This window comes from Escherichia sp. MOD1-EC5495, assembly GCF_002965965.1.
Taxonomy (GTDB): Bacteria; Pseudomonadota; Gammaproteobacteria; order Enterobacterales; family Enterobacteriaceae; genus Escherichia; species Escherichia ruysiae.
This window is the reverse complement of sequence record NZ_PTRI01000029.1, coordinates 14,387-37,624: the sequence shown is the minus strand read 5'-3', so window position 1 is coordinate 37,624 and position 23,238 is coordinate 14,387. Positions and strand designations below refer to the sequence as shown.

Below are 23,238 nucleotides of genomic sequence, written 5' to 3'. Positions count from 1 at the left end.
ATTAATAAAACGTAATGCGGCTGTGCTCCATATCCAGCGCACTACGTACCCGGAATGCTGTCGGATACGGCTGCGTGAGGATCTCACCGCAAATTTCAAACTGTAATGTGTTATGGCTATTCTGGCGTTGTTCATCCTGTAGCGGGATGATTTGCAGTGTGGAGGTCTTCAGCCGGGGTTCAAACCGGGTAATTGTACGCAAAATGGCTCTGCGGATATCATCCCACTTATGTTCATACAAAAAGCTCCCCGCCAGCGGCGGCAGGCCGTAGTTCACTACGGAAGCAGCCGCCTGCGGGTAACGCGCGGCATCAATATCATCTTCATGGCTGATGGTGTTGAGCAGAAACGACAAATCCCGGCGGATGATCTCTTTAAGCTGAGCTGGGCTAACACTGATATCGTGGTCGCGCTTCTGGTTTGGGGTGTCGTCGCACAGGCGGTCAAACAGAGTGGGTAGTAAGTGTTTGCCCGGGCGCTGGTGGGAGGCATTCATGCATCTTGGCCTTCAGGTGAATTAAAGGTGCAGGTGCTCAAATCCAGCAGGCTGATATCTCCGTGGCTGGTGAGCCACATTTTTTGCCCCAGTGCTTGTACCAGGGTTTCACCGGAACCATCCTGCCAGACGGTTTTGCGGCACAGACACAGGGTATCGGAGGCCTTTTCTGAACCGCTGTAGCGGGAAAATAGCCAGGCTCCATGCGCATCGCCATTGTGAAGTGTGATATTGACGGGTTTCCAGATCAGATCGGTCAGACTCGCTGGCGGGGGCGATTTCAGTGAGCGAATTTGCGAAAGCGGCAGCCAGATATACACGCCACCAGTGACCAGTTCCAGCACTGGGCCGGTACGGGAGTCGCTGTCGCTTATCCAGTCAAATGTGCCACCATTCCACTGTCCGGCTGTGTCTGTTATGGTCTCAAACGCGCGGCTGCGGTGGGCATCGGCATCTGACGTTTTACCACGGGCGTTACAGGCGAGGGCGACAAGCAGATCCTCCATCCAGACGGGCGGAGGGAGAATAAAACCAGGGCGTTGTTCACCATGAAAGCAGGACTGGCGGTATATCTCACAGCGAATCAACTCCCCAAATACCTGTGCTTCTCGGGTATAATTTGCGTCCATTCGGGCGCACAGTTGGATTTGTTGCAGCGCTCGTGACCAGTTGCCGATCACGCACAATAACTGAAACAGGCTGTGCCGATGTAAAGCCTTAGTTGGGTGCATCTTTACTTGTTGCTCAGCCATCTGAATACCTTCCGCTACAGAATAATTCCGCAGCAGCGCCGACAAGGTAGCCGGTAGTACGTTATTGTTTGTCATGATGGATATCTCCGTGTTGTACCGGATTTACCCGGTAATGGCTGTCAATGCCAATGATGCGGTGCTCACGCTGTGTCAGATCGGGTAGGACGGTGCTATGTACCATTTCCGATGCGTATTCCGGGGAAAGCAAGCGCAGAATATCTGGGAGAATCGTTTCGGTAGGCCAGACCGTTTCTCCTTCGCCGGTGGTATCCAGGACATCGAGAATAGCGTCAATGCTTAACCCTCCTGTGATCATATCCTGCAATGAATCAGCTTCAGTGGTCAGATTGCGCAATGAGGCCAGATCCAGCGTAACTGCCTCTTCATTAAGGGGAAATGGATCGGCATAACGATGGATATCTTGTTCAGGGGACAACAATGCCTGGCGGTATTCTTGGTAAAGTAGGGTTAGTGGGTTATCTGTTCCTGGGTTGCCTTCGGTGGCGACTGTGCCATGAACCGGAATGATATCGAACGGATTTTGCGACTGCCGTTGTTGTTGTCGAAACCAGTCAAGATCGAGATATTCGCTTATTGTTTCCAGCGAAACAGCAGTCTGTGGTGTCGTCTTTTCCTCACGTGGAGCAAGAGACGCCGGATTGTCACGAACAAGACACCAGGAAGATAATCCCCATTCAATCAGATCCCCTTCATTCAGGCGCATACGGTGATGCGGCTCGACAATCTGATCATTTACCGTGCAACAATATTCATCGGACTGATTGATTATCCACCACGCCTCTTCATGGCGAGTCAGGCTGAGAGCAATTTTCGCATTCTCATCCACCTCAAAAACAGGAAGCCAGGGCGCGTTGACGGTGAAGATAATCTGTGTTCCTGCAGTCGCGTAAATTGTGCTATCGGTAACCCCGTGCGCCTGTATTTTTTGTAGTCCCCAGATAATATTTCGTTTCATTACGTATCACTGTATAGAGTGTTCTTTTCAATAGAATAATAATTTTAATTTTTTAGATAAGTAATGCTGAACAATTTGTTTTATCAATATTAATTCCTGCGGAAATGTATTGCGGTATTTTTGATATAATATATACACAATGTATATGTAATTGATTTTCTGTATTGAAAAAAATCATAAAAAAGATACTAACCGCTATATTACATTGCGTTCTGTGATATGCATCATTGTTTCATTCTGGAATTTTGATGATTCTATTAATTAGAAGTTCTAATCGGTACATTTATGTTTATGTATCATTTATATGTTCTTACATCATCAGGTGTAACAGATGGACACTCCTGTTTCACGCAGTGCACTATATGGAAAGCTAACAAAACCTTTATTCAGGTCTTTGGAGTCTGCGACAACGTTCTGTAAATTACGCGCTAATCCTTATGTCGAACTAACGCATTGGTTGCATCAGCTAATACAACAACCAGAGAATGATATTCACCATGTCCTTCGGCATTACCAAATAACATCTTTTGATGTAGAGAATGCGTTAATTCAGCAATTGGATATATTGCCTGCCGGAGCTAGCGTAATTAGCGACTTTTCCCACCATATAGATCTTTCTGTTGAAAAAGCCTGGATGTTGGCAAGCATCCGTTTTGGTGATCACAAAATTCGTAGCGGATGGTTACTACTAGCCTGGTTAACCACACCAGAATTGTATCGAGTGTTAAAAAATATCTGTGCGCCATTGGCTGGGTTACCGGTAAATGAGCTATTGGATATTCTTCCGTCTTTAATCTCATCATCCCCTGAAATATCAGAGATTCCATATGATGGTTCGGATTTGAATTCTGCGGTTCCGGGAGAAAGCAGCCAGGCATTTTCCAGTGAATCAGCAGGAAATAAATCCGCGCTGGCGAAATACTGTCAGGACATGACTGCAGAGGCCCGCGAAGGTAGCATCGATCCAGTCACCGGTCGCGAGCACGAAATTCGTACTATGACGGATATTCTGCTGCGCCGTCGGCAGAACAATCCGTTGCTAACTGGCGAGGCAGGCGTCGGGAAAACGGCTGTGGTGGAAGGGTTCGCGCTGGCGATTGCCGAGGGGGAAGTGCCGCCTTCACTGCGTAACGTGCGGTTGCTGTCGCTGGATGTCGGGGCGCTGCTGGCCGGAGCGTCCATGAAGGGCGAATTTGAATCCCGCCTGAAGGCGCTGCTGGAAGAGGCTGCGTGCTCGCCGCATCCGGTGATTCTGTTTGTCGATGAGGTTCACACCCTGGTAGGCGCCGGAGGTACATCCGGTACAGGTGACGCTGCCAACCTGCTGAAACCGGCGCTGGCGCGTGGCAGTCTTCGAACGATTGGGGCGACCACCTGGAGTGAGTATAAACGCCATATAGAGAAAGATCCGGCATTGACCCGGCGATTTCAGGTGTTGCAGGTGGCAGAGCCGGAAGAGGTCGCCGCTGTTGAGATGGTACGCGGGTTAGTCACCACGTTGGAAAAGCACCATAACGTACTGATCCTTGATGAGGCCGTGCGTGCTGCTGTACAGCTTTCTCACCGTTATATCCCGGCTCGACAGCTACCGGACAAAGCCATCAGTTTGTTGGATACAGCCGCAGCCCGCGTGGCGCTGTCGCTGCACACTCCACCAGCAAATATCCAGTTTCTGCGTCAACGGCTTAAAGCCGCCGAAATGGAGCAGGAGCTGCTATTAAAACAGGAAAAAATGGGGCTCCGCGCAGAACGAGGCGACACACTGGCGTCGCAGATTATATCGCTGAAAAGAGAACTGTTTGATGCGGATGAACGTTGGCAGCAAGAACTAGAGCTGGTTCACAGATTACAGGAGCTGCGTGCTGCAAAAACCGGCGAGCGTGATGAAACCACACTGCAACAGTCGGAAGCAGCATTAAGAGTCTGGCAGGGTGAAAAACCCATCGTTTTTCCGGAGGTTAATGCGGCTGTGGTAGCGGCGATTGTCTCCGACTGGACCGGCATTCCCGCTGGGCGCATGGTAAAAGATGAAGCCAGCCAGATCCTGGAACTGCCTGCCCGCCTGTCGCAACGTGTTACCGGGCAGATGGATGCTCTGGCGCAGATAGGTGAGCGTATCCAGACCGCGCGTGCGGGGTTAGGCGATCCGCGCAAACCTGTGGGCGTCTTTTTGCTGGCCGGGCCGTCCGGTGTTGGCAAGACCGAGACCGCGCTGGCGCTGGCAGAAGCAATCTACGGCGGTGAGCAGAATCTGATTACTATCAATATGAGCGAGTTTCAGGAGTCTCACACCGTTTCCACGCTGAAAGGCGCGCCGCCCGGCTATGTTGGCTATGGCGAAGGCGGCGTGTTGACGGAAGCCGTACGCCGCCATCCCTGGAGCGTGGTATTGCTGGATGAAATTGAAAAAGCCCATCACGACGTCCACGAGTTGTTCTACCATGAGAAGCTGGAGACGACGCAGATCTACACGCGGGTAGCCATCGGTCACTTGCAGGAAGTTCACGCGCTGACGCACCCGGAGGAGCAGGATGATACGTGGACAGATCGGCACGTTGCGGATGCGGTGGCAGAGCCGCAGACGCGGCGTGAACGCAACCATGCAGAGATGGAGCGGGCGCTGGTCAGCAGGAAACGCAGCCGGAGACGCTGACGCAGGCCGGAAGCGTGATCATCGCCGGACAGCCTGAAAAGTTAGCGGGCGATCCCTGTCAGGCCGTGGGGTGAGGTGCAGGGCAGACAACCGCCTTCCCTGGCGGTTGACTGCCCCCCTGCCAGCGGAGTGCGCGGGGGTAAATGCCGTTCGCCCCGTGGAAGCAGGCGTGTCCCATGCGGCCACGGCGCACGGGGCAAACGTCATTCAACATAATGCGGGGGGATTATGCGCACTCTCGCCGGGTGGCAACGATGGCGAACCCGATCCGCTGTGCGCGGCTCGTGTTCGCACAATCCGCATTATGTCTGGCGCCCCCGCGTTCAGCCCCGCAGTCCGTGCAGCGCAAAGCTCCGCTGGCGCTCCGCTCTGCTGTCGGTGGCGGTGCCGTTCTGTGGCCCCGCAGTCGCCGCCATCCCTGGCGGCTCCGGTGCTGTTCTGCGGCGGCGTCATCGTGGGCCAGCCTGTTGTAAGAGGTTGTCGGCCTGGCGGCCTCCGCTTAAAAGGGCTTTATGCCCGCCCGGCGTCGTCTGGCTGCGGCGGCTCGTGCCGCGCAAAAAGGCCGCGCGTCACTCGTTCCCGCCTCGCCAGCTTCCGCTGCCCGCCCCGGTCCGGTGTGGTCATGCAAAGGCAAACCCCGGTCAGGCAGCGGTGCCACAGAGCGCCGTTCCGTCGCTTGCGGGCTCTCTGCCGCCCGCACCCGCAGACCCGCGCCGAGGCCCCGCCATGCCGCCGGAGGTGTCCTGGCGGCTCCCCGTCACGGGGTGCCGGAAACGGACTTAGTGGAAAGCGGAATGACAGATCCGTGGCGGTGGTGATATGGTGAGCGGGCGTGAAAACGCGCGTCGGGGAAGTTGGGTTAACATGCTGTTAAATAAGTAAAAGGTGATAGCCGGGAAGCCAGAAACGGCGCGGGCGGTAGCATGTTAAAAAGTGTGACCCCCACCGGATCGTTCCGATGACCCGATAGGGCTGAGAGGCGGGTTAAATTTATATGCTTATGCGCCGAATCCAGTAAGCTGGATAGATCCGCTTGGTCTTAAATGTGGTGAATTAAGAAACCGTCGTCAGGCACTAAATAAAGCAAAAGATCTTGCGGGCATACCTCGTTCACAGCAACCTAATAGGCAATGGACAGTTGGAAATGATCCTAGAAGAAGGGGACAAACAAATTATAAATATTCAGAAGATTTAGGGTCTCATGGGCGATATTATGAATATACAGATGCCTACGGACATAAAAAAGTTGTAGTCGAGCACACGGCAGATCCTAGGGCACCTGGCCCTCACGCACATGCAGGACAACCTAAACCGGGCGCTGATCCTAGAACATTCGATTTCAAAAGTGATAGATATCAGAAAATCAATGAGCCTGTAACTAAGGATCATCATATATATTATGAAAATTAGTCTTGAAGATAAATTAAATTTAATTAGAGCAAAAGATTATGCTTCTAAATTAAATGGTGTCACTTCCTTTGGAGTATCATTCTTACGTAACAATGACTTCATGTGGCATCGAGAAATGCTAATGGCAATAAATAAAACCGATAATATTATTGAAAGGAAAATTTTCAATTTACCTTTCAATATTAATGATCTAGTGAGAGATGTTGAAAGTACACTGAATGTGAAAAAAGATATTCTTTGCAATATATTTTATAATGGAGAGGTTTGCATATCTCTTCATGTCGAAAATTTTTCAAATTTCATATTGAGTTTGTTTTCGATAAATGAAACATATGATCTTTCATTAGCATTTACATCTCCTGATCGACTAATAGTTTTAAGTGATAATGAATATGATGTTCAGTTATATTATATTCATAAATAATTAATGTATGGCAAGATGGCCGGGAAAGATAAGATCTTCCCGGCTTTTTTTATTATTTAGCTCTCGTTCAGCACACTAAACATCCCGTCACGCATCCCCTTAACTGCCTGTTTAACCTGATAAAGCTCCTCCCGCAGCTCCTGCAGCTTGTCACTGTCAGCGATGATGGTCAGGCACCCCTCCGAAATCTTCACCGTGACACCCCGCCCGGTATCAAATCCCGCCTCAGTCAGCCAGTCGCCTTTAAGGTGCACCTGGGGTGCCGTGAGTAATACGTGGTCATGCCGATTTTACGGTTCTCATGCCGGTCGCTGACATAGCCCACCTGTTAATGGTGCTGTGTTTTGGAAATGGTGACTTCCGGCGTAATATTCGTGTTCAGCCATGATTAACTACCTTTATTAGTTGCTTGTGGTGAGCGGTGATTAAGGGGGGGCTGCCCCAGGGAAAGATCACATAACGTTGTTTTTTGCACTAAATAATTCGCACTATATATTCAATAATTGAGTAATTCCTTATTACTCAAAACTGTTTTTCACAGCTTATATATAATCAAATGCTCCTTACATAAATAAGGAGAACAAAATGGAACTTAAAAAATTGATGGAACATATTTCTATTATCCCCGATTACAGACAAGCCTGGAAAGTGGAACATAAATTGTCAGATATCCTGGCGCTGACAATCTGTGCCGTCATTTTCGGGGCTGAAGGATAGGAAGATATAGAGGATTTTGGGGAAACACATCTCGATTTTTTGAAGCAATATGGTCATTTTAAAAATGGCATCCCTGTTCACGATTCCATTGCCAGCGTTGTATCCTGTATCAGTCTTTGCGGAGGGCGTCTAACCCCGCCCCTTCCCTAAAAACAACGCCAACTCACAGCAACCTGAACCCATCTGCGTCCTGCCATGCCGGGAATTTTTCACGATATTCGCGTAATGCCACCATCGAAAGTTCTGCATCTATGCGTGTGGCCTGGTGCGGTTCGGCGGTAGCGAGAGTTTCGCCTTGCGGATTAATCACCCGACTGTCGCCGCGATAGTGGCAGCCGCTGCCATCGCTACCCACGCGATTACATCCCACCACATATGCCTGGTTTTCAATAGCGCGAGCCGTCAGCAAAGCCTGCCAGTGCAGAGAGCGCGGGGCAGGCCAGTTGGCGACGTAGATGGCGAGGTCATAATCATTGAGATTGCGCGACCACACCGGAAAACGCAGGTCGTAGCACACCTGCGGCAAAATACGCCAGCCGCGCCATTCCACAATCACTCGCTCATTGCCCGCTTTATAATGCAGATGCTCATCCGCCATGCGGAACAGATGACGCTTGTCATAAAAATGTACCGTGCCGCCCGGCTCAACCAGCAAAAAGCGATTAACCGAACCTGAGTCCGTTTGCAATGCAACACTGCCCGCAATCAACGCATTGCACTGTTGCGCTTTGGCGCTCATCCAGTCCACCACGTTCTCTTGCGATAGCGATGAAACCGCCGCTTCCATGGCAAAGCCGCTGGTGAACATCTCTGGTAGAACAATCACATCACGCCCGGTAATACTTTCCAGTTGTCGATCAAAGTGGCGCAGGTTGGCGGGACCATCCATCCACACCAACGGTTGCTGCAAAAGCGTAATCTTCAAACCAGGCACGGTGTACAACTCCTTTATGCGAAGGGATTTATAACTTTAACACCTTATCAGGCTATTACCTTACTGCGGAATAAATTGATAACAAATGCAGATATTGGAAATATCTGATTTGCAAAATATCGTGTTATCGCCAGGCTTTAGGGTGTTAATAACATGGGCAGGATAAGCTCGGGAGGAATGATGTTTAAGGCAATAACGACAGTCGCCGCTTTGGTCATCGCCACCAGTGCAATGGCGCAGGATGATTTAACAATTAGCAGCCTGGCAAAGGGCGAAGCTACCAAAGCTGCGTTTAATCAGATGGTGCAAGGGCATAAGCTACCAGTCTGGGTGATGAAAGGCGGTACTTATACCCCCGCACAAACCGTAACGTTGGGAGATGAGACTTATCAGGTGATGAGTGCGTGCAAACCGCATGATTGCGGCTCGCAACGTATTGCGGTGATGTGGTCCGAGAAATCTAATCAGATGACGGGTCTGTTCTCGACCATTGATGAGAAAACTTCGCAAGAGAAGCTCACCTGGCTGAATGTGAACGATGCGCTCTCGATTGATGGTAAAACGGTGCTGTTCGCGGCGTTGACTGGCAGCCTGGAAAACCATCCAGATGGATTTAATTTCAAATAATTAGCAGATAAAGAAACGGAGCCTTTCGGCTCCGTTATTCAATTACGCGGCTTCAATTTTCCGCACTTTCTCCGGCAACTTTACCGGCTTCGTCGCCAGCTCTTCCGGATCAAAGTCATCAACGTTAATACTGCGCAGACGGCTTTCTTCAGCTTTCACCAGAATAGCGGCTTCATCTTTATCAATCAGCCCCTTCGCCAGCGCGTTGTGCGCCAGTTCATCCAGACGGGTAAACGGCAGGTTTTTACCCAGCTCTTTACAGATCCGCTGATGAATTGGGTCGGCGGCAATCACATCCACCAGCGCCTCTTCCAGCAAGCCAACCGGATTATGCTCACTCGGCGTCAGGTACTGACCGCGACCAATGCGAGAACGGGTGGCGTTTGGCACTTGTAAAATCTTCGCCACCTTATGATCCAGCTTGTCAGACGGCGCCAGATAGTGACGACCGGTTGGGAAGATCACCACATTCAGCAGCCCGGCAACCACGCGGTTCGGGAAGTTTTGTAGCAAATCATCCATCGCCTGTTCAGCCTGATACAGCGCATCCTGAACGCCCCAGTGCACCAGCGGCAGGTCAGCTTCATTGCGGCCTTCGTCGTCATAACGTTTCAAAACGGCGGAGGCGAGGTAAAGCTGACTTAAAATATCCCCCAGACGTGCCGAGATACGCTCACGGCGTTTCAGGCTACCACCCAGCACCGCCATCGACACATCGGAAAGTAAGGCGAGGTTGGCGCTCAGGCGGTTCAGGTGCTGGTAATAACGTTTAGTCGCATCGCCGGTTGGTGTGCTACTGGTTAAACCGCGCGTCAAACCGAGCCAGAAGCTACGAACTTTGTTACTACCGACGTGACCGATATGTTTGAACAACAGTTTATCGAACGCGTTGACGTCATTGTTCTTCGCCGCTTCCATTTCTTCGAGCACGTACGGATGGCAACGAATCGCCCCCTGACCGAAGATCATCATACTACGGGTCAGAATATTCGCCCCTTCAACGGTGATGGCAATCGGTGCGCCCTGGTAAGCTCGCGCCAGGAAGTTGCTCTGACCGAGCATAATGCCTTTACCACCAGTGATATCCATCGCATCGATAATCGACTGCTGCCCACGGTGGGTACAGTGATACTTAACGATAGCCGACAGCACGGCCGGTTTTTCACCGAGCATAATGCCGTAGGTAATCAGCGACGCCGCAGCATCCATTACGTACGCATTACCGGCAATACGCGCCAGCGGCTCTTCAATCCCTTCCATCTTACCTATAGAGATTTTGAACTGACGACGAATGTGAGCATACGCCCCCGTTGCCAGCGCCACCGACTTCACGCCGCCGGTTGAGTTGGAAGGTAGGGTGATGCCACGACCCACCGAGAGACACTCCACCAGCATCCGCCAGCCTTGTCCGGCCATTTTGGGGCCGCCGATAATGTAATCGATCGGTACGAAGACATCTTTTCCGCGCGTCGGTCCGTTCTGGAACGGCACGTTCAGCGGGAAGTGGCGACGACCAATTTCTACGCCCGGCGTGGTGGTCGGGATCAGCGCACAGGTAATGCCTAAATCTTCTGCACCACCCAGCAGTTTGTCCGGGTCGGAGAGTTTAAACGCCAGCCCAAGCACGGTCGCAATGGGTGCCAGCGTAATATAGCGTTTGTTCCAGGTCAGACGCATTCCCAGCACCTGCTGGCCCTGCCACTCACCCATGCAAACAATCCCGGTGTCCGGAATAGCGCCCGCATCGGAACCCGCTTCCGGGCTGGTCAGCGCAAAGCAAGGGATCTCCTGACCACGCGCCAGACGCGGCAGATAGTGATTTTTCTGCTCGTCAGTACCGTAATGTTGCAGCAGTTCACCCGGACCTAATGAGTTTGGCACGCCGACGGTAATCGCCAGAATCCCGCTCACCCCAGAGAGTTTTTGCAGCACGCGAGACTGGGCATAAGCCGAGAACTCCAGCCCACCGTACTCTTTCTTGATGATCATCGCGAAGAAACGATGCTCTTTCAGATACGCCCACAGCTCCGGCGGTAGATCCGCCAGTTCATGGGTTATCTGGAAATCATTCGCCATCCGGCAGGCTTCTTCTACCGGGCCATCGAGAAACGCTTGCTCTTCAGCGGTCAAGCGCGGCTGCGGATAGTTATGCAGCTTTTTCCAGTCCGGTTTACCCTGGAATAGATCGCCTTCCCACCAGGTCGTTCCGGCGTCAATCGCTTCTTTCTCAGTGCGCGACATCGGCGGCATCACCTTACGGAAACCGCGAAACACTGGCGCTGAAATCATCGACTTACGCATTGGCGCAAAGTTAAACGGTACGAGGATAATGGCCAGAGGCACCAGTACCCACGCCGACCACAGACCAGCGACGCCGAGGGCGGCTGTCCAGGCGAGCAAAATCAGACTGCTGATAAATAAGCTCACGCGGTGATAAAACAACGCGCCGAGCAGGACAACCGTAGCGAGAATACTCAAAATCATCATAACGAAAAGCCCCTTACTTGTAGGAGGTCTGACCACTTGTGATGATATGGTTGTAGTGGATGTAAAAACATTTAGCAATGCGTTTACAATATAATTACAACAAAGCTCACATTGTTGCTGTTTTTATCCGCACTTCGGGTCAAAAAGTCCTGGTCATTCCGCCGCGCTGGTCTTCTCGCTTCTGGCGGTATCCGGTACACTGCATTTTGTCTATTTCATTTATGCTGAAGGATATCCTCATGTACCAGGATCTTATTCGTAACGAACTGAACGAAGCGGCGGAAACGCTGGCTAACTTTTTAAAAGATGACGCCAATATTCACGCCATTCAGCGCGCGGCGGTCCTGTTAGCAGACAGTTTTAAAGCCGGTGGCAAGGTGCTTTCCTGCGGCAACGGCGGCTCCCATTGCGACGCCATGCACTTTGCAGAAGAACTGACGGGGCGCTACCGTGAAAACCGTCCGGGCTACCCGGCGATTGCCATTTCCGATGTCAGCCACATCACCTGTGTTGGTAATGATTTTGGGTTTAACGATATTTTCTCCCGTTACGTTGAAGCAGTAGGTCGCGAAGGTGATGTGCTGCTGGGGATCTCCACCTCCGGTAACTCAGCTAACGTAATCAAGGCGATTGCGGCGGCGCGTGAGAAGGGCATGAAAGTGATCACCCTGACCGGTAAAGACGGCGGCAAAATGGCTGGCACGGCGGATATCGAAATTCGCGTTCCGCACTTTGGCTATGCCGATCGCATTCAGGAGATTCACATTAAAGTTATCCATATCCTGATCCAGTTAATTGAAAAAGAGATGGTCAAGTAAGTCTGGCGTAGGCCGGATAAGGCGTTTACGCCGCATCCGGCGCAGGTGCAAGATGCCTGATGTGACGCCGACACATCAGGCCTGGAAATCCTTAAATCAATCTTCGCCGGGGGCATTTCCCCCGCTGTTGTGGAGGTTACCCATGTGCGAACTGCTCGGGATGAGCGCCAACGTCCCAACCGATATCTGCTTTAGTTTCACTGGGCTTGTACAGCGCGGTGGTGGAACCGGGCCACATAAAGATGGCTGGGGCATTACCTTTTACGAAGGCAAAGGTTGTCGCACATTTAAAGATCCACAACCCAGCTTTAATTCCCCCATCGCCAAACTGGTTCAGGACTACCCGATAAAATCCTGCTCGGTTGTGGCTCATATTCGCCAGGCCAATCGGGGCGAGGTGGCGCTGGAAAATACTCACCCGTTTACCCGCGAGCTATGGGGACGCAACTGGACTTATGCGCATAACGGGCAACTGACGGGCTATAAATCACTGGAAACCGGCAACTTCCGCCCGGTAGGTGAAACCGACAGCGAAAAAGCCTTCTGCTGGTTGTTGTATAAACTGACGCAGCGTTACCCGCGTACGCCGGGCAATATGGCGGCAGTGTTTAAATATATCGCCTCACTGGCGGATGAACTGCGGCAGAAGGGCGTTTTCAACATGCTGCTTTCTGACGGGCGCTATGTGATGGCGTATTGCTCGACGAATTTACACTGGATCACCCGCCGCGCGCCGTTTGGCGTGGCAACGTTGCTGGATCAGGATGTGGAAATCGACTTCAGCTCACAGACCACACCGAATGATGTGGTCACGGTGATTGCGACTCAGCCGCTGACGGGCAATGAAACCTGGCAAAAGATTATGCCAGGCGAATGGCGCTTATTTTGCCTCGGGGAGCGTGTAGTTTGATGCCAGTTGTGGCTGCACCACTTCGTGGCTCAACGGCTTGCTGACCACGTAACGGCCATTGACTACAGAAACGGTCGGTGGCTTACGAGTCTGTTCAAAGTAGTCGTAGCCCGGCTTCAGTTGCTCCCAGAAGTCCTTAAAGTTGGAATACTTATGGCGCTTCATATTGGCGTCGGTCATGCGGAACGGGTAAATACTCACCTGCACGCTCGGCTGACCAAACACCAGCGCACCAGTAACGAACTGGAAGATCTCATCAATACCCTGATTGGTCATCGCGTAGCAGCCGATGGAAACACAATCGCCGTGGATCATCAGGTATTTCCCTTCATAACCATGCGCACGGTCATAGGCATTGGGGAATCCAATATTAATCGCTTTGTAGTAACGGCTGTCTGGTTTTAACTGATTACGCTGGACGCTATAAAACCCTTCCGGGCTTTTGAAATCGCCCTGACGCTGTTTTGGTCCTAACCCGCCGGAATATTTACAGATTTTATAACTGTCGAGCAGTTGATATTGCTCGCCCATTTTGACGTAGAGATCGAGCGTGCGCTCTTCCTTGAAGATTTGGATGTAGACAGGAGATCCCATCAACTGCTGCTTATACTCTTTGCTCACTGGCGTGGTGGAACTACCGCTGCCCAGCAAACTGGCAAACGAAACGCACGGGATCAACAACATCGCAAGAATTAATGCGATTTTACGCATACTGCTTATTCCTTGATAAAACGGTTACACACGCCAGGGCGGCAAAATAGATCCCAAATCGGAATAGTCTGGATTTGGAAGGCTCACATTATCACCAAAAGAGTTTTACGCAAGCCTGTCGGCGCAGGGTTTACAAATTTCATCGGAAGCGGGCTTTACCCAAATAGCGCCGCGTGAGTTCCAGTTCTCTCAAATCGTAAAAGTTTATCGGTAAGTTTGTAAATCAGGATCCAGTCCGGTTCGACATGAGCATCGCGATAACCTTTCCATGAACCTTGCAGCGGGTGGTCTTTATAAACGGCTGGAAGCGGTAAAGTATTATTGATAAGAAGCGTCATAAGATATTTCAATTTATTCATATCCTTATGACGCTTTTGTGCAAGTTTTACATCCTTTGAAAATTGTCCCGAGTATTCAATATCCCTTTGAATCATATTTAAATTCCTAATTTATCAAATAAATCATCGGCGTCTTTGGCCTTATGAACATCAACGCCAGCTTCGCTGTTTTTGATTGATTGAATGGTTGATTGATTAGGCTCGCGTAAATCAAACGGCAATGCCTTTTCACGCGCGACTTTTGTGAGGGTTATGCGAACCAGGTCAGAGATGGTCAGCCCCATCCCGGCTAGTACGTCCGCCGCCTGATTCTTCAAATCCTCATCGATTCGGGCGCGAACAAACGCGTTAGCAGCCATTGGGGTATCTCCTGTGCTGTATATTTATTCAGCTTGAATTGTAGCTCAAATGAGCAACAGCGACAATCCATGAGTAATTTAATAAACGGATGTTTTTACATAATTAACTGAAATATATTTATTAATTTTATAATAATGGTTTATTAAGTTTGTTCAGGTACGGGCCGGGATACACTGCAACATCAATGCATGACCAGCCATTATTGAGAATGTCTTTGCCGTCGATTCCCTCTTTTGTGTTGTCGGGATTATTGTTGCTTTGCTTGCCGTTTTCTTCATTTGCCAGCGCCACCCCATCACACATCTCTTTCAGCTACGCCGCCCGCCAGCGGATGCAAAACCGTGCCAGACTGCTAAAACAGTACCAGGTACATCTGAAAAAACAGGCCAGCTACATTGTGGAAGGTAATGCCGAAAGCAGAAGGGCGCTGCGCCAGCATAACCGCGAACAGATAAAACAGCATCCTGAATGGTTTCCTGCGCCGCTCAAGGCGAGTGACAGACGCTGGCAGGCACTGGCAGAGAACAACCATTTCTTAAGCAGCGATCATCTGCACAATATCACCGAAGTGGCGATCCACCGCCTGGAGCAGCAGCTTGGCAAGCCTTACGTCTGGGGCGGCACGCGGCCCGATCAAGGCTTCGACTGTAGCGGGTTGGTTTTTTATGCCTACAACAAGATCCTCGAAGCGAAACTCCCGCGCACGGCCAATGAGATGTATCACTACCATCGGGCGACGATTGTGGCGAACAACGACCTGCGCCGGGGTGATTTGCTGTTTTTCCATATTCATAGCCGCGAAATTGCCGATCATATGGGCGTGTATCTGGGCGATGGACAGTTTATCGAGTCGCCGCGCACAGGGGAAACCATTCGGATAAGTCGGTTAGCCGAACCTTTCTGGCAGGATCACTTTTTGGGCGTGCGGCGGATTTTGACGGAAGAGACGATTTTGTAAATGGGTAATATTGACGAACTGACAAAAGATCGGATGCCACGCGGCATCCGGCCTGTTTACATCTGGGCTGAAAACTCACGTTCTAATACATCAACAATGAGCTGGTTTTTTGAAATGGAATGTTGTCTGGCGACGATGGTCAGCCGTGAATCGATGTGATGTGGCACACGAAGCGTCAGGCGTTTTTGCCCTTCTTCTTCACGAAAAGGAGCAATGCCGTCCTCTTCACAATCCGCAATCCACTCATCCAGCGCGCTTTCACCTTCACGATATAATGCCTCAATACTTGTGGCTACAAAGTCACAATAACCGTTTACATTGAGGAACTTGCCGCGAAATGCGTTGATATCGGCTTCAAATGTCACTGCGGCTGGTTGACCTTTAATGGTGATAATGTTTGATGCTTTATTCATAATCTACCCCTGCACAGTTAACAAACCACTCCTTAAGACCTGTTACTGCGCCTTTATCCATCACATTCTTTGGATGTGGCTCATGAGTACTGAATTTGGTCGTTCCAATCTGAAATTTTCGTCTGGAACCATTGTTATTTTTTATTGTTCCACCCACAGCTTTAATGAGTGCAACAACATCATCCCATTTAATTCCAGATTTTGGCGGCTCCGTCATAACATCGTCGAATGTTTTTCTATGGCGAGAGCCTAACGCGCTGACCTTAATCATACTATCAATCAATGGCGTCATTGTATGGTGTCATCGTAGTACGATTATAATATGACGTCAAACAATGGCGTCAGATTCTGCAAAGGGTGAAATAATCCCCCCAATCAACTCAACGCCCCCATAATCTTCAACTCCAGCTCATCCGGCACTTCGTTATACGACAGCACATGCAGCCCCGGCGCAAACAATCTCGCATAGCGCGCCAGCAAAGGACGCAGCTGCGGCGGAACCAGCAGCACCGGATCTTTCCCTGCCGCTTTCATCTGCTCCTTCACCTGCGGCATCGTGCTCTGGAACTGGTTGAGCATATTCGGGTCGACCGGCACGCTGTCGAGCATCACTTTGCCGCCCTGTTGCGCCTGATTCACCACGTTGGTCAGCAGATTTTCCAGCTCATTATTCAACGTATACACCGTCAGCTCCTGCTTGCGAACAAACGGATGGGTAATGCTGCGCCGCAGCGCCAGGCGCACATCGGCGGCCAGCAGAATATGATCTTTCGTCACCGTGCTACTGGCGACCAGAACGGTGGCGATAGTGACGATATCGCGCAGGGAAACGCCTTCGGTCAGCAGCGCGCGGTACACTTTCAGCAACTGGCTGTAATTGAGCGCCGCGCTTAAATCTTCCGCCAGCCGTGGTGCCATCGACGACAGGCGGTTATGTAGCTGCGTAATATCATCATAATTAAACAAATCAGGGATATAGCTGCGCACAATTTTGTTCACATGGGTGGCAATCACGCTGGCGCTGTCGATCACCTGATACCCCATATTCAGCGCCTTCGCTTTCTGCGCAGGCTGAATCCAGGTCACTGGCATCCCATACGCCGGGTCGTTCCCCAGCACGCCGTCAATCTCGCCGTAGGTTTCGCTGGAGGGCAGGGCCATCAGTTTATCCGCCGGAATATCCGCTTCATCAGCCTTAATGCCGTTGATGAAAATGGCGTACTGGCTCGGCTTAAGGCGGAAGTTTTCCCGAATGCGGATCTCTGGTAGCAGCACGCCGTTGCCGTCGGAGATCACCTGCCGCACGCCGCGAATTCGCTGGGTGAGCGGGTTACCCTGCGCTTTATCGACCAGCGCCACCAGCTTATAACCGAGGCTTAAACTGATGGGTTCGATCAGCGGAATTGTCTCCCAACTGACCTGTTGCTCGCTGGTTTCGGTGATAGTGCGGGTCAGCGTTTCGAGGCTTTTCTCTTCCGCCTCTGCCGCCTGCGGGCGTTTGCTCATCCGCCAGCCGGTAAAGCCAAGCAGGGCGCTGAACATCAGGAACGGGAAGTGCGGCATTCCCGGCACCACCGCCAGCACGAACATAATCCCGGTGGCGGTGTAGAGCACCGATGGACTTGCCAGCAACTGGTGGCGCACGTCGTGGGCGATATCGCCGTTATCGCTGACGCGGGTGACAATAATCGCCGCTGCGGTGGAGAGCAGTAGGGAAGGGATCTGCGCCACCAGGCCGTCACCGATAGTCATCAGCACATACTGCTGGAAGGCGGCATCGGCGCTCAGGTTGTATTTGAAGATCCCGATACAGACGCCGCCGATCAGGTTGATCGCCAGAATCATCATCCCGGCGATAGCGTCCCCGCGCACAAACTTCGATGCCCCGTCCATCGCGCCGTAGAAATCGGCCTCGCTGGCAACATCCTTACGCCGGGTTTGCGCCTGCGCCTGGTTGATCAATCCGGCGTTAAGATCGGCGTCAATCGCCATCTGTTTGCCGGGCATCGCGTCCAGGGTAAAGCGGGCGGAAACCTCGGAAATACGCTCGGCCCCTTTGGTGACGACGATAAAGTTGATTGTGAACAGCGTCAGTAAATCCGAGCGTGAAAGCATTATGGCGGCGCTGCATGGGCAGTCGATCTTCAACGGTGGCGGGCTGTCGCCGTTAAATAAAATAAGCCCGACTCATCCGCCGAAACCGACTACCGTGGCGGTGCCGGAAGAAACTGAGAAAAAAGCACGTGATGTGAACGAGAAAACGGCGTTACTGAAGAAGAAATCCGCCACTGAACTGGGCGAGCTGGCGACCAATATCAACACCATTGCCCGTAATGCGCATATGGAAGCGAATCTGGAGATGGAGATTGTTCCGCAGGGATTACGCGTGCTGATTAAAGATGACCAGAACCACAATATGTTTGAACGCGGCAGCGCGAAGATTATGCCGTTTTTTAAAACGCTGCTGGTGGAATTAGCGCCTGTTTTTGACTCACTCGATAACAAGATCATTATCACCGGGCATACCGATGCGATGGCCTATAAAAGCAATATCTATAACAACTGGAACCTTTCGGGTGACCGCGCGCTCTCTGCCCGTCGGGTGCTGGAAGATGCCGGAATGCCGGAAGATAAAGTGATGCAGGTAAGCGCGATGGCGGACCAGATGCTGCTGGACGCGAAGGATCCGCAAAGCGCAGGCAACCGGCGCATTGAGATTATGGTGCTAACCAAAAGCGCCTCGGACACGCTGTATCAATATTTTGGTCAGCATGGGGATAAAGTGGTGCAGCCGTTGGTGCAAAAACTGGATAAGCAGCATGGGTAACAAAAACAGCCTCCTGTAGGCCGGACAAGCGCAGCGCATCCGGCGTTAAGGGGGACTGATTGCAAAACCTTTACGCATTTCTCAAACCCTAAAATCACTGTATACTTTACCAGTATTGAGAGGTGAGCGATGCGTAAAATCATTCATGTGGATATGGACTGCTTTTTCGCAGCGGTGGAGATGCGTGATAATCCCGCCCTGCGCGATATCCCTGTTGCTATTGGCGGTAGCCGCGAACGTCGGGGGGTGATCAGCACCGCCAATTATCCCGCGCGTAAATTTGGTGTACGCAGCGCAATGCCAACCGGCATGGCGCTCAAATTATGCCCGCACCTCACCTTGCTTCCGGGGCGCTTTGACGCCTACAAAGAAGCCTCAAATCATATCCGCGAAATCTTCTCGCGTTACACTTCGCGCATTGAACCGCTGTCGCTGGATGAAGCCTATCTCGATGTCACCGACAGCGTGCATTGCCACGGTTCTGCGACTCTCATCGCCCAGGAAATCCGTCAGACAATCTTTAACGAGTTGCACCTGACGGCTTCTGCGGGCGTGGCGCCGGTTAAATTTCTCGCCAAAATCGCCTCTGACATGAACAAACCCAACGGTCAGTTTGTGATTACACCTGCTGACGTTCCTGCATTTCTGCAAACGTTGCCGCTGGCGAAGATTCCTGGTGTCGGCAAAGTATCAGCGGCAAAACTAGAGGCGATGGGACTGCGCACCTGCGGTGATGTACAAAAGTGTGATCTGGTGACCTTGCTCAAACGCTTTGGCAAATTTGGCCGCATTTTGTGGGAGCGTAGCCAGGGTATCGACGAGCGCGATGTTAACAGTGAACGGCTGCGTAAATCCGTCGGAGTGGAACGCACGATGGCGGAAGATATCCATCACTGGTCTGAATGTGAAGCGATTATTGAGCGGCTTTATCCTGAACTGGAGCGCCGTCTGGCAAAGGTGAAGCCTGATTTACTGATCGCCCGCCAGGGAGTGAAATTAAAGTTCGATGATTTTCAGCAAACCACTCAGGAGCATGTCTGGCCGCGTTTGAATAAAGCTGACCTAATCGCCACTGCGCGTAAAACCTGGGATGAACGTCGCGGCGGACGCGGTGTACGGTTGGTGGGGTTGCATGTGACGTTGCTTGATCCGCAAATGGAAAGACAACTGGTGTTGGGATTATGAATAACATACAAATAAGAGACTATCAGCCTGGCGATTTTCAGCAACTATGCGCTATTTTCATTAGAGCGGTTACGATGACTGCCAGTCAGCATTATTCACCGCAACAAATTGCCGCCTGGGCGCAGATTGATGAATCTCGCTGGAGGGAGAAACTCGTGCAATCACAAGTGCGGGTTGCGGTCATTAATGCACAACTGGTCGGCTTTATTACCTGCATTGAACACTATATCGATATGCTATTTGTTGAGCCGGAATACACCCGCTGTGGTGTCGCTAGTACCTTGTTAAAACCTTTTATTAAGTCTGAATCCGAACTTACGGTTGATGCCAGCATAACCGCAAAACCCTTTTTTGAACGTTATGGTTTTCAGGTAGTTAAGCAGCAGCGCGTTGAATGCCGGGGAGAGTGGTTTACTAATTTTTATATGCGATATAAACAGCAACATTAAATCCAGCTTGCAATGAAAATAACGTCCGCCTAATATGTGCGCGTTTTCTTATTCCACAAACTGCAAGGAGGTAAATCATGACAAATCCTTTATCAATGACTCTTTGCAGACCTTTCCAGGATTAATTCTTTTTTTCTTGCCCTGGATTCGTCTGCCATTTCCTGATTTTTTATGTTTATAAATGGAATGGTACATGGACAAATATATTCGTCCCTTATCCGATGCGGTATTTACCATCGCATCTGATGACCTGTGGATCGAGAGTTCAGCGATCCAACAATTACATACCACGGCAAATTTACCCAACATGCAACGCGTAGTAGGGATGCCTGATTTACACCCCGGACGCGGCTACCCGATTGGAGCAGCGTTCTTCTCCGTAGGTCGTTTTTACCCGGCACTGGTCGGTAATGATATCGGCTGCGGCATGGCGCTATGGCAAACAGATATCCTTACTCGCAAATACAACGCCGATAAGTTCGAAAAGCGATTGTCTGCGCTGGATGACGTTGCTGAAGAAAGCTGGCTGGAGGAAAACCTGCCATCAGCATTTGCACAGCACCCGTGGCGCAGCGCGCTTGGCTCCATCGGTGGCGGCAATCATTTTGCTGAACTGCAACAGATTGATCAAATCATCGACGCTGAACTGTTTGCACTGGCAGGCCTGGATGCGCAGCATCTGCAACTGCTGGTTCATAGCGGCTCGCGTGGTTTCGGGCAGTCTGTTTTACAAAAACATATTGTCTCATTTTCGCACCATGGTTTGCCGGAAGGCAGTGACGACGCGCTACGTTATATCTCGGAGCATGACGATGCGCTGGCGTTTGCTCGCATGAATCGCCAGATGATCGCTCTGCGCATAATGCAGCAGGTGAAAGCCAGCGGAAGTCCGGTTCTGGATGTGGCGCATAACTTTATTACCGCAAGTCAAATTGGCGATCAACAAGGCTGGTTACACCGTAAAGGGGCTACGCCTGATGACCGTGGCCTGGTGATTATTCCCGGTTCTCGCGGTGATTACTCATGGCTTGTACTGCCTGTCAGTAGCGAAGAAACATTGCACTCGCTGGCTCATGGGGCAGGGCGCAAATGGGGGCGCACCGAGTGTAAAGGGCGGCTGGCAGCGAAATATACGACGACGCAACTCTCACGTACTGAACTTGGTAGCCGGGTAATTTGCCGCGATAAACAACTCATCTTCGAAGAAGCGCCACAAGCCTATAAATCGGCTGAAAGCGTGGTGCAATGTCTGGTGCAGGCCGGTTTAATTATTCCTGTCGCGCGGCTGCGTCCGGTACTGACGCTCAAAAACAGTGGAGGGAAAAAAGGATGATCTTGTTGCAACTCTCCTCTGCCCAGGGGCCGGAAGAATGCTGTCTCGCAGTGAAAAAGGCGCTGGACAGGCTGATTAAAGAAGCATCCCAACAGCGTGTTGCGGTAACAGTGCTGGAAACAGAAACGGGGCGCTATTCAGACACGCTGCGTTCGGCACTGGTTTCTCTGGATGGCGATAACGCACTGGCATTAAGTGAAAGCTGGTGCGGTACTATCCAGTGGATTTGCCCCAGCCCATACCGGCCTCATCACGGGCGTAAAAACTGGTTTCTGGGTATTGGTCGTTTTACCGCTGATGAGCAGGAACAATCAGATGCGATCCGTTATGAGACGCTGCGTTCGTCGGGGCCGGGCGGTCAACATGTTAATAAGACCGACTCGGCGGTGCGCGCCACGCATCTGGCAACCGGGATTAGCGTGAAAGTACAGTCCGAGCGCAGCCAGCATGATAACAAACGGCTGGCGCGATTGCTGATTACCTGGAAGCTGGAACAACAGCAACAGGAAAATAGCGCAACGCTGAAATCGCAGCGGCGAATGTTCCATCACCAGATTGAACGTGGTAACCCGCGACGGACATTTACAGGGATGGCATTTATCGAAGGGTAATTGAGGAACGTCTCCCGCCGTTTTCTTCGTGAAAGCGGCGGACAAAAACGAAAGGAATCGTCATGTTTATTGGTCATCTTCCTGCTGGATATTTAATAACTTGTACTTTAGTGAAACGCTTGCCGCTGATTGCTCGTCATGCGCGCTGGGCGATGATTATTGGCTTAGTCGGGGCCGTTGCACCCGATTTCGATCTCTTCTGGTGCTATCTGGTGGATAATGGGCAACGACATCATCATCTTTACCCGTCTCATTGGCCATTATTATGGTTTGCTCTGCTGGCGGCGACATTAGTCTGGGCAGGAATAGCGAAGAATAAACTGCCGGCGTGGTTGGGCGTGGTGTTTTGCCTGAATAGTATCGTGCATTTATTACTCGATACGCTGGTCGGTGATATCTGGTGGCTGATGCCTTTCGTTAACCAACCATTTGCACTTTTTCATATTACGGCGATACATCATCCGTGGTGGCTCAATTTTTTATTACACTGGTCGTTTTTACTGGAACTGGCATTAGTGGCTGCCGCCATTGCCATGTGGTGCAGACGTAATGCCAAAATGGTAAAAGCATGAAAAAATTATTCTGACTTTAAGCGGCGTAACATGTTTCCTGGGGAAATTCTCCAGTGGTTAAGTATGTTCTTCTGACTTTTCCCCAGGCTCTGAACATATAAAAATTCTGCTTTTCACCCTTAAGTTCTTTCACGGATTCCAGCGCAAAATTTTCTTTAGTGATCAGAAATTCCCCCCATGAAATATGGTCGCAACTATATAAATATGCGACCTTTTCCTGGGTTTCATAATGTTTTGTTATTTCGATATAGATAGCCATTGACTTCAAACAGAAGTC

The 23,238-nt window shown here is 51.0% G+C and carries 23 protein-coding genes and 4 pseudogenes; 14 read left to right on the top strand and 13 right to left on the bottom strand.

Annotated elements, in window-relative coordinates:
• Position 1: 1 nt before the first annotated feature.
• Genes tssE through tagK form a run of 3 tightly spaced genes read right to left on the bottom strand, consistent with a single transcriptional unit; the run spans position 2 to position 2,224 of the window.
• Positions 2 to 496: a type VI secretion system baseplate subunit TssE gene (tssE, locus tag BEG40_RS19385; RefSeq protein ID WP_105285969.1), complete on the bottom strand. Its 495-nt coding sequence runs from the start codon at positions 494 to 496 to the stop codon at positions 2 to 4.
• On the bottom strand, positions 493 to 1,323 hold the full coding sequence (locus BEG40_RS19380; protein ID WP_000183895.1) for a type VI secretion system accessory protein TagJ: 831 nt from the start codon (positions 1,321 to 1,323) through the stop codon (positions 493 to 495). The genes tssE and BEG40_RS19380 overlap by 4 nt, the downstream gene beginning before the upstream one ends.
• Complete coding sequence (tagK, locus tag BEG40_RS19375; RefSeq protein ID WP_105285968.1) at positions 1,310 to 2,224, bottom strand: type VI secretion system-associated protein TagK; 915 nt, start codon at positions 2,222 to 2,224, stop codon at positions 1,310 to 1,312. The genes BEG40_RS19380 and tagK overlap by 14 nt, the downstream gene beginning before the upstream one ends.
• A 331-nt stretch (positions 2,225 to 2,555) precedes the next feature.
• Here tagK and tssH point away from each other — a divergent pair.
• The 3 genes and pseudogenes from tssH to BEG40_RS19355 form a co-directional block, all read left to right on the top strand.
• Positions 2,556 to 4,664, top strand: a pseudogene (tssH, locus tag BEG40_RS19370) (type VI secretion system ATPase TssH); the annotation flags it as partial.
• Positions 4,665 to 5,843: 1,179 nt separating this feature from the next.
• Positions 5,844 to 6,287 (top strand): HNH/endonuclease VII fold putative polymorphic toxin, encoded by a 444-nt coding sequence (locus tag BEG40_RS19360; protein ID WP_286135162.1) that lies wholly within the window; start codon positions 5,844 to 5,846, stop codon positions 6,285 to 6,287.
• Positions 6,277 to 6,711, top strand: coding sequence for a hypothetical protein (locus BEG40_RS19355; protein WP_105285967.1), 435 nt, complete (start codon positions 6,277 to 6,279; stop codon positions 6,709 to 6,711). Before BEG40_RS19360 ends, BEG40_RS19355 begins: the two co-directional genes overlap by 11 nt.
• A gap of 56 nt (positions 6,712 to 6,767) precedes the next feature.
• On the opposite strand, the pseudogene BEG40_RS19350 reads toward BEG40_RS19355, so the two are convergent.
• A pseudogene (locus BEG40_RS19350) lies at positions 6,768 to 7,097 on the bottom strand (SymE family type I addiction module toxin).
• 199 nt (positions 7,098 to 7,296) lie between these two features.
• On the opposite strand from BEG40_RS19350, the pseudogene BEG40_RS19345 reads away from it, so the two are divergent.
• Positions 7,297 to 7,542 (top strand): annotated as a pseudogene (locus BEG40_RS19345) (transposase family protein); the annotation flags it as partial.
• Between the two features lie 49 nt (positions 7,543 to 7,591).
• Here BEG40_RS19345 and BEG40_RS19340 read toward each other — a convergent pair.
• Complete coding sequence (locus BEG40_RS19340) at positions 7,592 to 8,362, bottom strand: amidohydrolase (protein WP_105285966.1); 771 nt, start codon at positions 8,360 to 8,362, stop codon at positions 7,592 to 7,594.
• A gap of 180 nt (positions 8,363 to 8,542) precedes the next feature.
• Here BEG40_RS19340 and ivy point away from each other — a divergent pair, with 180 nt between their 5' ends.
• The gene (gene ivy, locus BEG40_RS19335; RefSeq protein ID WP_016159303.1) at positions 8,543 to 8,989 is read left to right on the top strand and encodes an Ivy family C-type lysozyme inhibitor; all 447 of its coding nucleotides are present in this window, start codon (positions 8,543 to 8,545) and stop codon (positions 8,987 to 8,989) included.
• Between the two features lie 42 nt (positions 8,990 to 9,031).
• On the opposite strand, the gene fadE is transcribed toward ivy, so the two are convergent.
• Complete coding sequence (gene fadE / locus BEG40_RS19330; protein WP_000973089.1) at positions 9,032 to 11,476, bottom strand: acyl-CoA dehydrogenase FadE; 2,445 nt, start codon at positions 11,474 to 11,476, stop codon at positions 9,032 to 9,034.
• A gap of 239 nt (positions 11,477 to 11,715) precedes the next feature.
• Between fadE and lpcA the strand changes: the two genes are divergently transcribed.
• Both lpcA and BEG40_RS19320 read left to right on the top strand, forming a co-directional pair.
• Complete coding sequence (gene lpcA / locus BEG40_RS19325) at positions 11,716 to 12,294, top strand: D-sedoheptulose 7-phosphate isomerase (protein ID WP_016159301.1); 579 nt, start codon at positions 11,716 to 11,718, stop codon at positions 12,292 to 12,294.
• Positions 12,295 to 12,436: 142 nt separating this feature from the next.
• Positions 12,437 to 13,204 carry a class II glutamine amidotransferase gene (locus tag BEG40_RS19320; RefSeq protein ID WP_033545668.1) on the top strand — a complete coding sequence of 256 codons (768 nt, stop codon included), beginning with the start codon at positions 12,437 to 12,439 and terminating at the stop codon, positions 13,202 to 13,204.
• Here BEG40_RS19320 and dpaA read toward each other — a convergent pair.
• The 3 genes from dpaA to dinJ form a co-directional block, all read right to left on the bottom strand.
• On the bottom strand, positions 13,175 to 13,915 hold the full coding sequence (gene dpaA, locus BEG40_RS19315; protein ID WP_001225687.1) for a peptidoglycan meso-diaminopimelic acid protein amidase: 741 nt from the start codon (positions 13,913 to 13,915) through the stop codon (positions 13,175 to 13,177). The two genes, BEG40_RS19320 and dpaA, sit on opposite strands and share 30 nt — an antisense overlap.
• A 155-nt stretch (positions 13,916 to 14,070) precedes the next feature.
• On the bottom strand, positions 14,071 to 14,349 hold the full coding sequence (yafQ, locus tag BEG40_RS19310) for a type II toxin-antitoxin system mRNA interferase toxin YafQ (RefSeq protein ID WP_000615979.1): 279 nt from the start codon (positions 14,347 to 14,349) through the stop codon (positions 14,071 to 14,073).
• Positions 14,350 to 14,351: 2 nt separating this feature from the next.
• On the bottom strand, positions 14,352 to 14,612 hold the full coding sequence (dinJ, locus tag BEG40_RS19305) for a type II toxin-antitoxin system antitoxin DinJ (RefSeq protein ID WP_000729710.1): 261 nt from the start codon (positions 14,610 to 14,612) through the stop codon (positions 14,352 to 14,354).
• Positions 14,613 to 14,821: 209 nt separating this feature from the next.
• On the opposite strand from dinJ, the gene BEG40_RS19300 reads away from it, so the two are divergent.
• The gene (locus BEG40_RS19300; protein WP_105285965.1) at positions 14,822 to 15,571 is read left to right on the top strand and encodes a C40 family peptidase; all 750 of its coding nucleotides are present in this window, start codon (positions 14,822 to 14,824) and stop codon (positions 15,569 to 15,571) included.
• A gap of 56 nt (positions 15,572 to 15,627) precedes the next feature.
• On the opposite strand, the gene BEG40_RS19295 is transcribed toward BEG40_RS19300, so the two are convergent.
• The 3 genes and pseudogenes from BEG40_RS19295 to BEG40_RS19285 all read right to left on the bottom strand — a co-directional run.
• A complete protein-coding gene (locus BEG40_RS19295) occupies positions 15,628 to 15,984 on the bottom strand; it encodes a type II toxin-antitoxin system HicB family antitoxin (protein WP_105285964.1) in 357 nt (118 codons plus the stop codon).
• Positions 15,977 to 16,255, bottom strand: a complete 279-nt coding sequence (locus BEG40_RS19290) for a type II toxin-antitoxin system HicA family toxin (protein WP_105285977.1) — start codon at positions 16,253 to 16,255, stop codon at positions 15,977 to 15,979. The genes BEG40_RS19295 and BEG40_RS19290 overlap by 8 nt, the downstream gene beginning before the upstream one ends.
• A 104-nt stretch (positions 16,256 to 16,359) precedes the next feature.
• Positions 16,360 to 18,078: pseudogene (locus BEG40_RS19285) on the bottom strand (flagellar biosynthesis protein FlhA); the annotation flags it as partial.
• On the opposite strand from BEG40_RS19285, the gene lafU reads away from it, so the two are divergent.
• The 6 genes from lafU (at position 18,044) to BEG40_RS19255 (ending at position 22,961) form a co-directional block, all read left to right on the top strand.
• A complete protein-coding gene (gene lafU / locus BEG40_RS19280) occupies positions 18,044 to 18,811 on the top strand; it encodes a putative lateral flagellar export/assembly protein LafU (protein WP_105285963.1) in 768 nt (255 codons plus the stop codon). The pseudogene BEG40_RS19285 and the gene lafU sit on opposite strands and share 35 nt — an antisense overlap.
• A gap of 129 nt (positions 18,812 to 18,940) precedes the next feature.
• On the top strand, positions 18,941 to 19,996 hold the full coding sequence (dinB, locus tag BEG40_RS19275; RefSeq protein WP_021550271.1) for a DNA polymerase IV: 1,056 nt from the start codon (positions 18,941 to 18,943) through the stop codon (positions 19,994 to 19,996).
• Positions 19,993 to 20,445 (top strand): GNAT family N-acetyltransferase, encoded by a 453-nt coding sequence (locus BEG40_RS19270; RefSeq protein ID WP_105285962.1) that lies wholly within the window; start codon positions 19,993 to 19,995, stop codon positions 20,443 to 20,445. The genes dinB and BEG40_RS19270 overlap by 4 nt, the downstream gene beginning before the upstream one ends.
• Before the next feature lie 193 nt (positions 20,446 to 20,638).
• Positions 20,639 to 21,778 (top strand): RNA ligase RtcB family protein, encoded by a 1,140-nt coding sequence (locus tag BEG40_RS19265; RefSeq protein WP_198600212.1) that lies wholly within the window; start codon positions 20,639 to 20,641, stop codon positions 21,776 to 21,778.
• A complete protein-coding gene (gene prfH, locus BEG40_RS19260) occupies positions 21,775 to 22,389 on the top strand; it encodes a peptide chain release factor H (protein WP_105285960.1) in 615 nt (204 codons plus the stop codon). Before BEG40_RS19265 ends, prfH begins: the two co-directional genes overlap by 4 nt.
• Positions 22,390 to 22,451: 62 nt before the next feature.
• Positions 22,452 to 22,961, top strand: coding sequence for a metal-dependent hydrolase (locus tag BEG40_RS19255; RefSeq protein WP_000469796.1), 510 nt, complete (start codon positions 22,452 to 22,454; stop codon positions 22,959 to 22,961).
• Between the two features lie 16 nt (positions 22,962 to 22,977).
• On the opposite strand, the gene BEG40_RS22280 is transcribed toward BEG40_RS19255, so the two are convergent.
• Positions 22,978 to 23,220 carry a hypothetical protein gene (locus BEG40_RS22280; RefSeq protein ID WP_032147818.1) on the bottom strand — a complete coding sequence of 81 codons (243 nt, stop codon included), beginning with the start codon at positions 23,218 to 23,220 and terminating at the stop codon, positions 22,978 to 22,980.
• Between the last annotated feature and the right edge of the window lie 18 nt (positions 23,221 to 23,238).

What these genes read in the sequence shown, in the direction of transcription:
- fadE (WP_000973089.1), bottom strand. Translation starts at nt 11,476, where the DNA reads ATGATGATTTTGAGTATTCTCGCTACGGTTGTCCTGCTCGGCGCGTTG.
- dinB (WP_021550271.1), top strand. Translation starts at nt 18,941, where the DNA reads ATGCGTAAAATCATTCATGTGGATATGGACTGCTTTTTCGCAGCGGTG.
- lpcA (WP_016159301.1), top strand. Translation starts at nt 11,716, where the DNA reads ATGTACCAGGATCTTATTCGTAACGAACTGAACGAAGCGGCGGAAACG.
- dpaA (WP_001225687.1), bottom strand. Translation starts at nt 13,915, where the DNA reads ATGCGTAAAATCGCATTAATTCTTGCGATGTTGTTGATCCCGTGCGTT.
- BEG40_RS19265 (WP_198600212.1), top strand. Translation starts at nt 20,639, where the DNA reads ATGGACAAATATATTCGTCCCTTATCCGATGCGGTATTTACCATCGCA.
- BEG40_RS19355 (WP_105285967.1), top strand. Translation starts at nt 6,277, where the DNA reads ATGAAAATTAGTCTTGAAGATAAATTAAATTTAATTAGAGCAAAAGAT.
- BEG40_RS19255 (WP_000469796.1), top strand. Translation starts at nt 22,452, where the DNA reads ATGTTTATTGGTCATCTTCCTGCTGGATATTTAATAACTTGTACTTTA.
- ivy (WP_016159303.1), top strand. Translation starts at nt 8,543, where the DNA reads ATGTTTAAGGCAATAACGACAGTCGCCGCTTTGGTCATCGCCACCAGT.
- tssE (WP_105285969.1), bottom strand. Translation starts at nt 496, where the DNA reads ATGAATGCCTCCCACCAGCGCCCGGGCAAACACTTACTACCCACTCTG.
- BEG40_RS19270 (WP_105285962.1), top strand. Translation starts at nt 19,993, where the DNA reads ATGAATAACATACAAATAAGAGACTATCAGCCTGGCGATTTTCAGCAA.
- tagK (WP_105285968.1), bottom strand. Translation starts at nt 2,224, where the DNA reads ATGAAACGAAATATTATCTGGGGACTACAAAAAATACAGGCGCACGGG.
- prfH (WP_105285960.1), top strand. Translation starts at nt 21,775, where the DNA reads ATGATCTTGTTGCAACTCTCCTCTGCCCAGGGGCCGGAAGAATGCTGT.
- BEG40_RS19320 (WP_033545668.1), top strand. Translation starts at nt 12,437, where the DNA reads ATGTGCGAACTGCTCGGGATGAGCGCCAACGTCCCAACCGATATCTGC.
- BEG40_RS19295 (WP_105285964.1), bottom strand. Translation starts at nt 15,984, where the DNA reads ATGAATAAAGCATCAAACATTATCACCATTAAAGGTCAACCAGCCGCA.
- yafQ (WP_000615979.1), bottom strand. Translation starts at nt 14,349, where the DNA reads ATGATTCAAAGGGATATTGAATACTCGGGACAATTTTCAAAGGATGTA.
- BEG40_RS19290 (WP_105285977.1), bottom strand. Translation starts at nt 16,255, where the DNA reads ATGATTAAGGTCAGCGCGTTAGGCTCTCGCCATAGAAAAACATTCGAC.
- BEG40_RS19300 (WP_105285965.1), top strand. Translation starts at nt 14,822, where the DNA reads ATGTCTTTGCCGTCGATTCCCTCTTTTGTGTTGTCGGGATTATTGTTG.
- BEG40_RS22280 (WP_032147818.1), bottom strand. Translation starts at nt 23,220, where the DNA reads ATGGCTATCTATATCGAAATAACAAAACATTATGAAACCCAGGAAAAG.
- BEG40_RS19380 (WP_000183895.1), bottom strand. Translation starts at nt 1,323, where the DNA reads ATGACAAACAATAACGTACTACCGGCTACCTTGTCGGCGCTGCTGCGG.
- dinJ (WP_000729710.1), bottom strand. Translation starts at nt 14,612, where the DNA reads ATGGCTGCTAACGCGTTTGTTCGCGCCCGAATCGATGAGGATTTGAAG.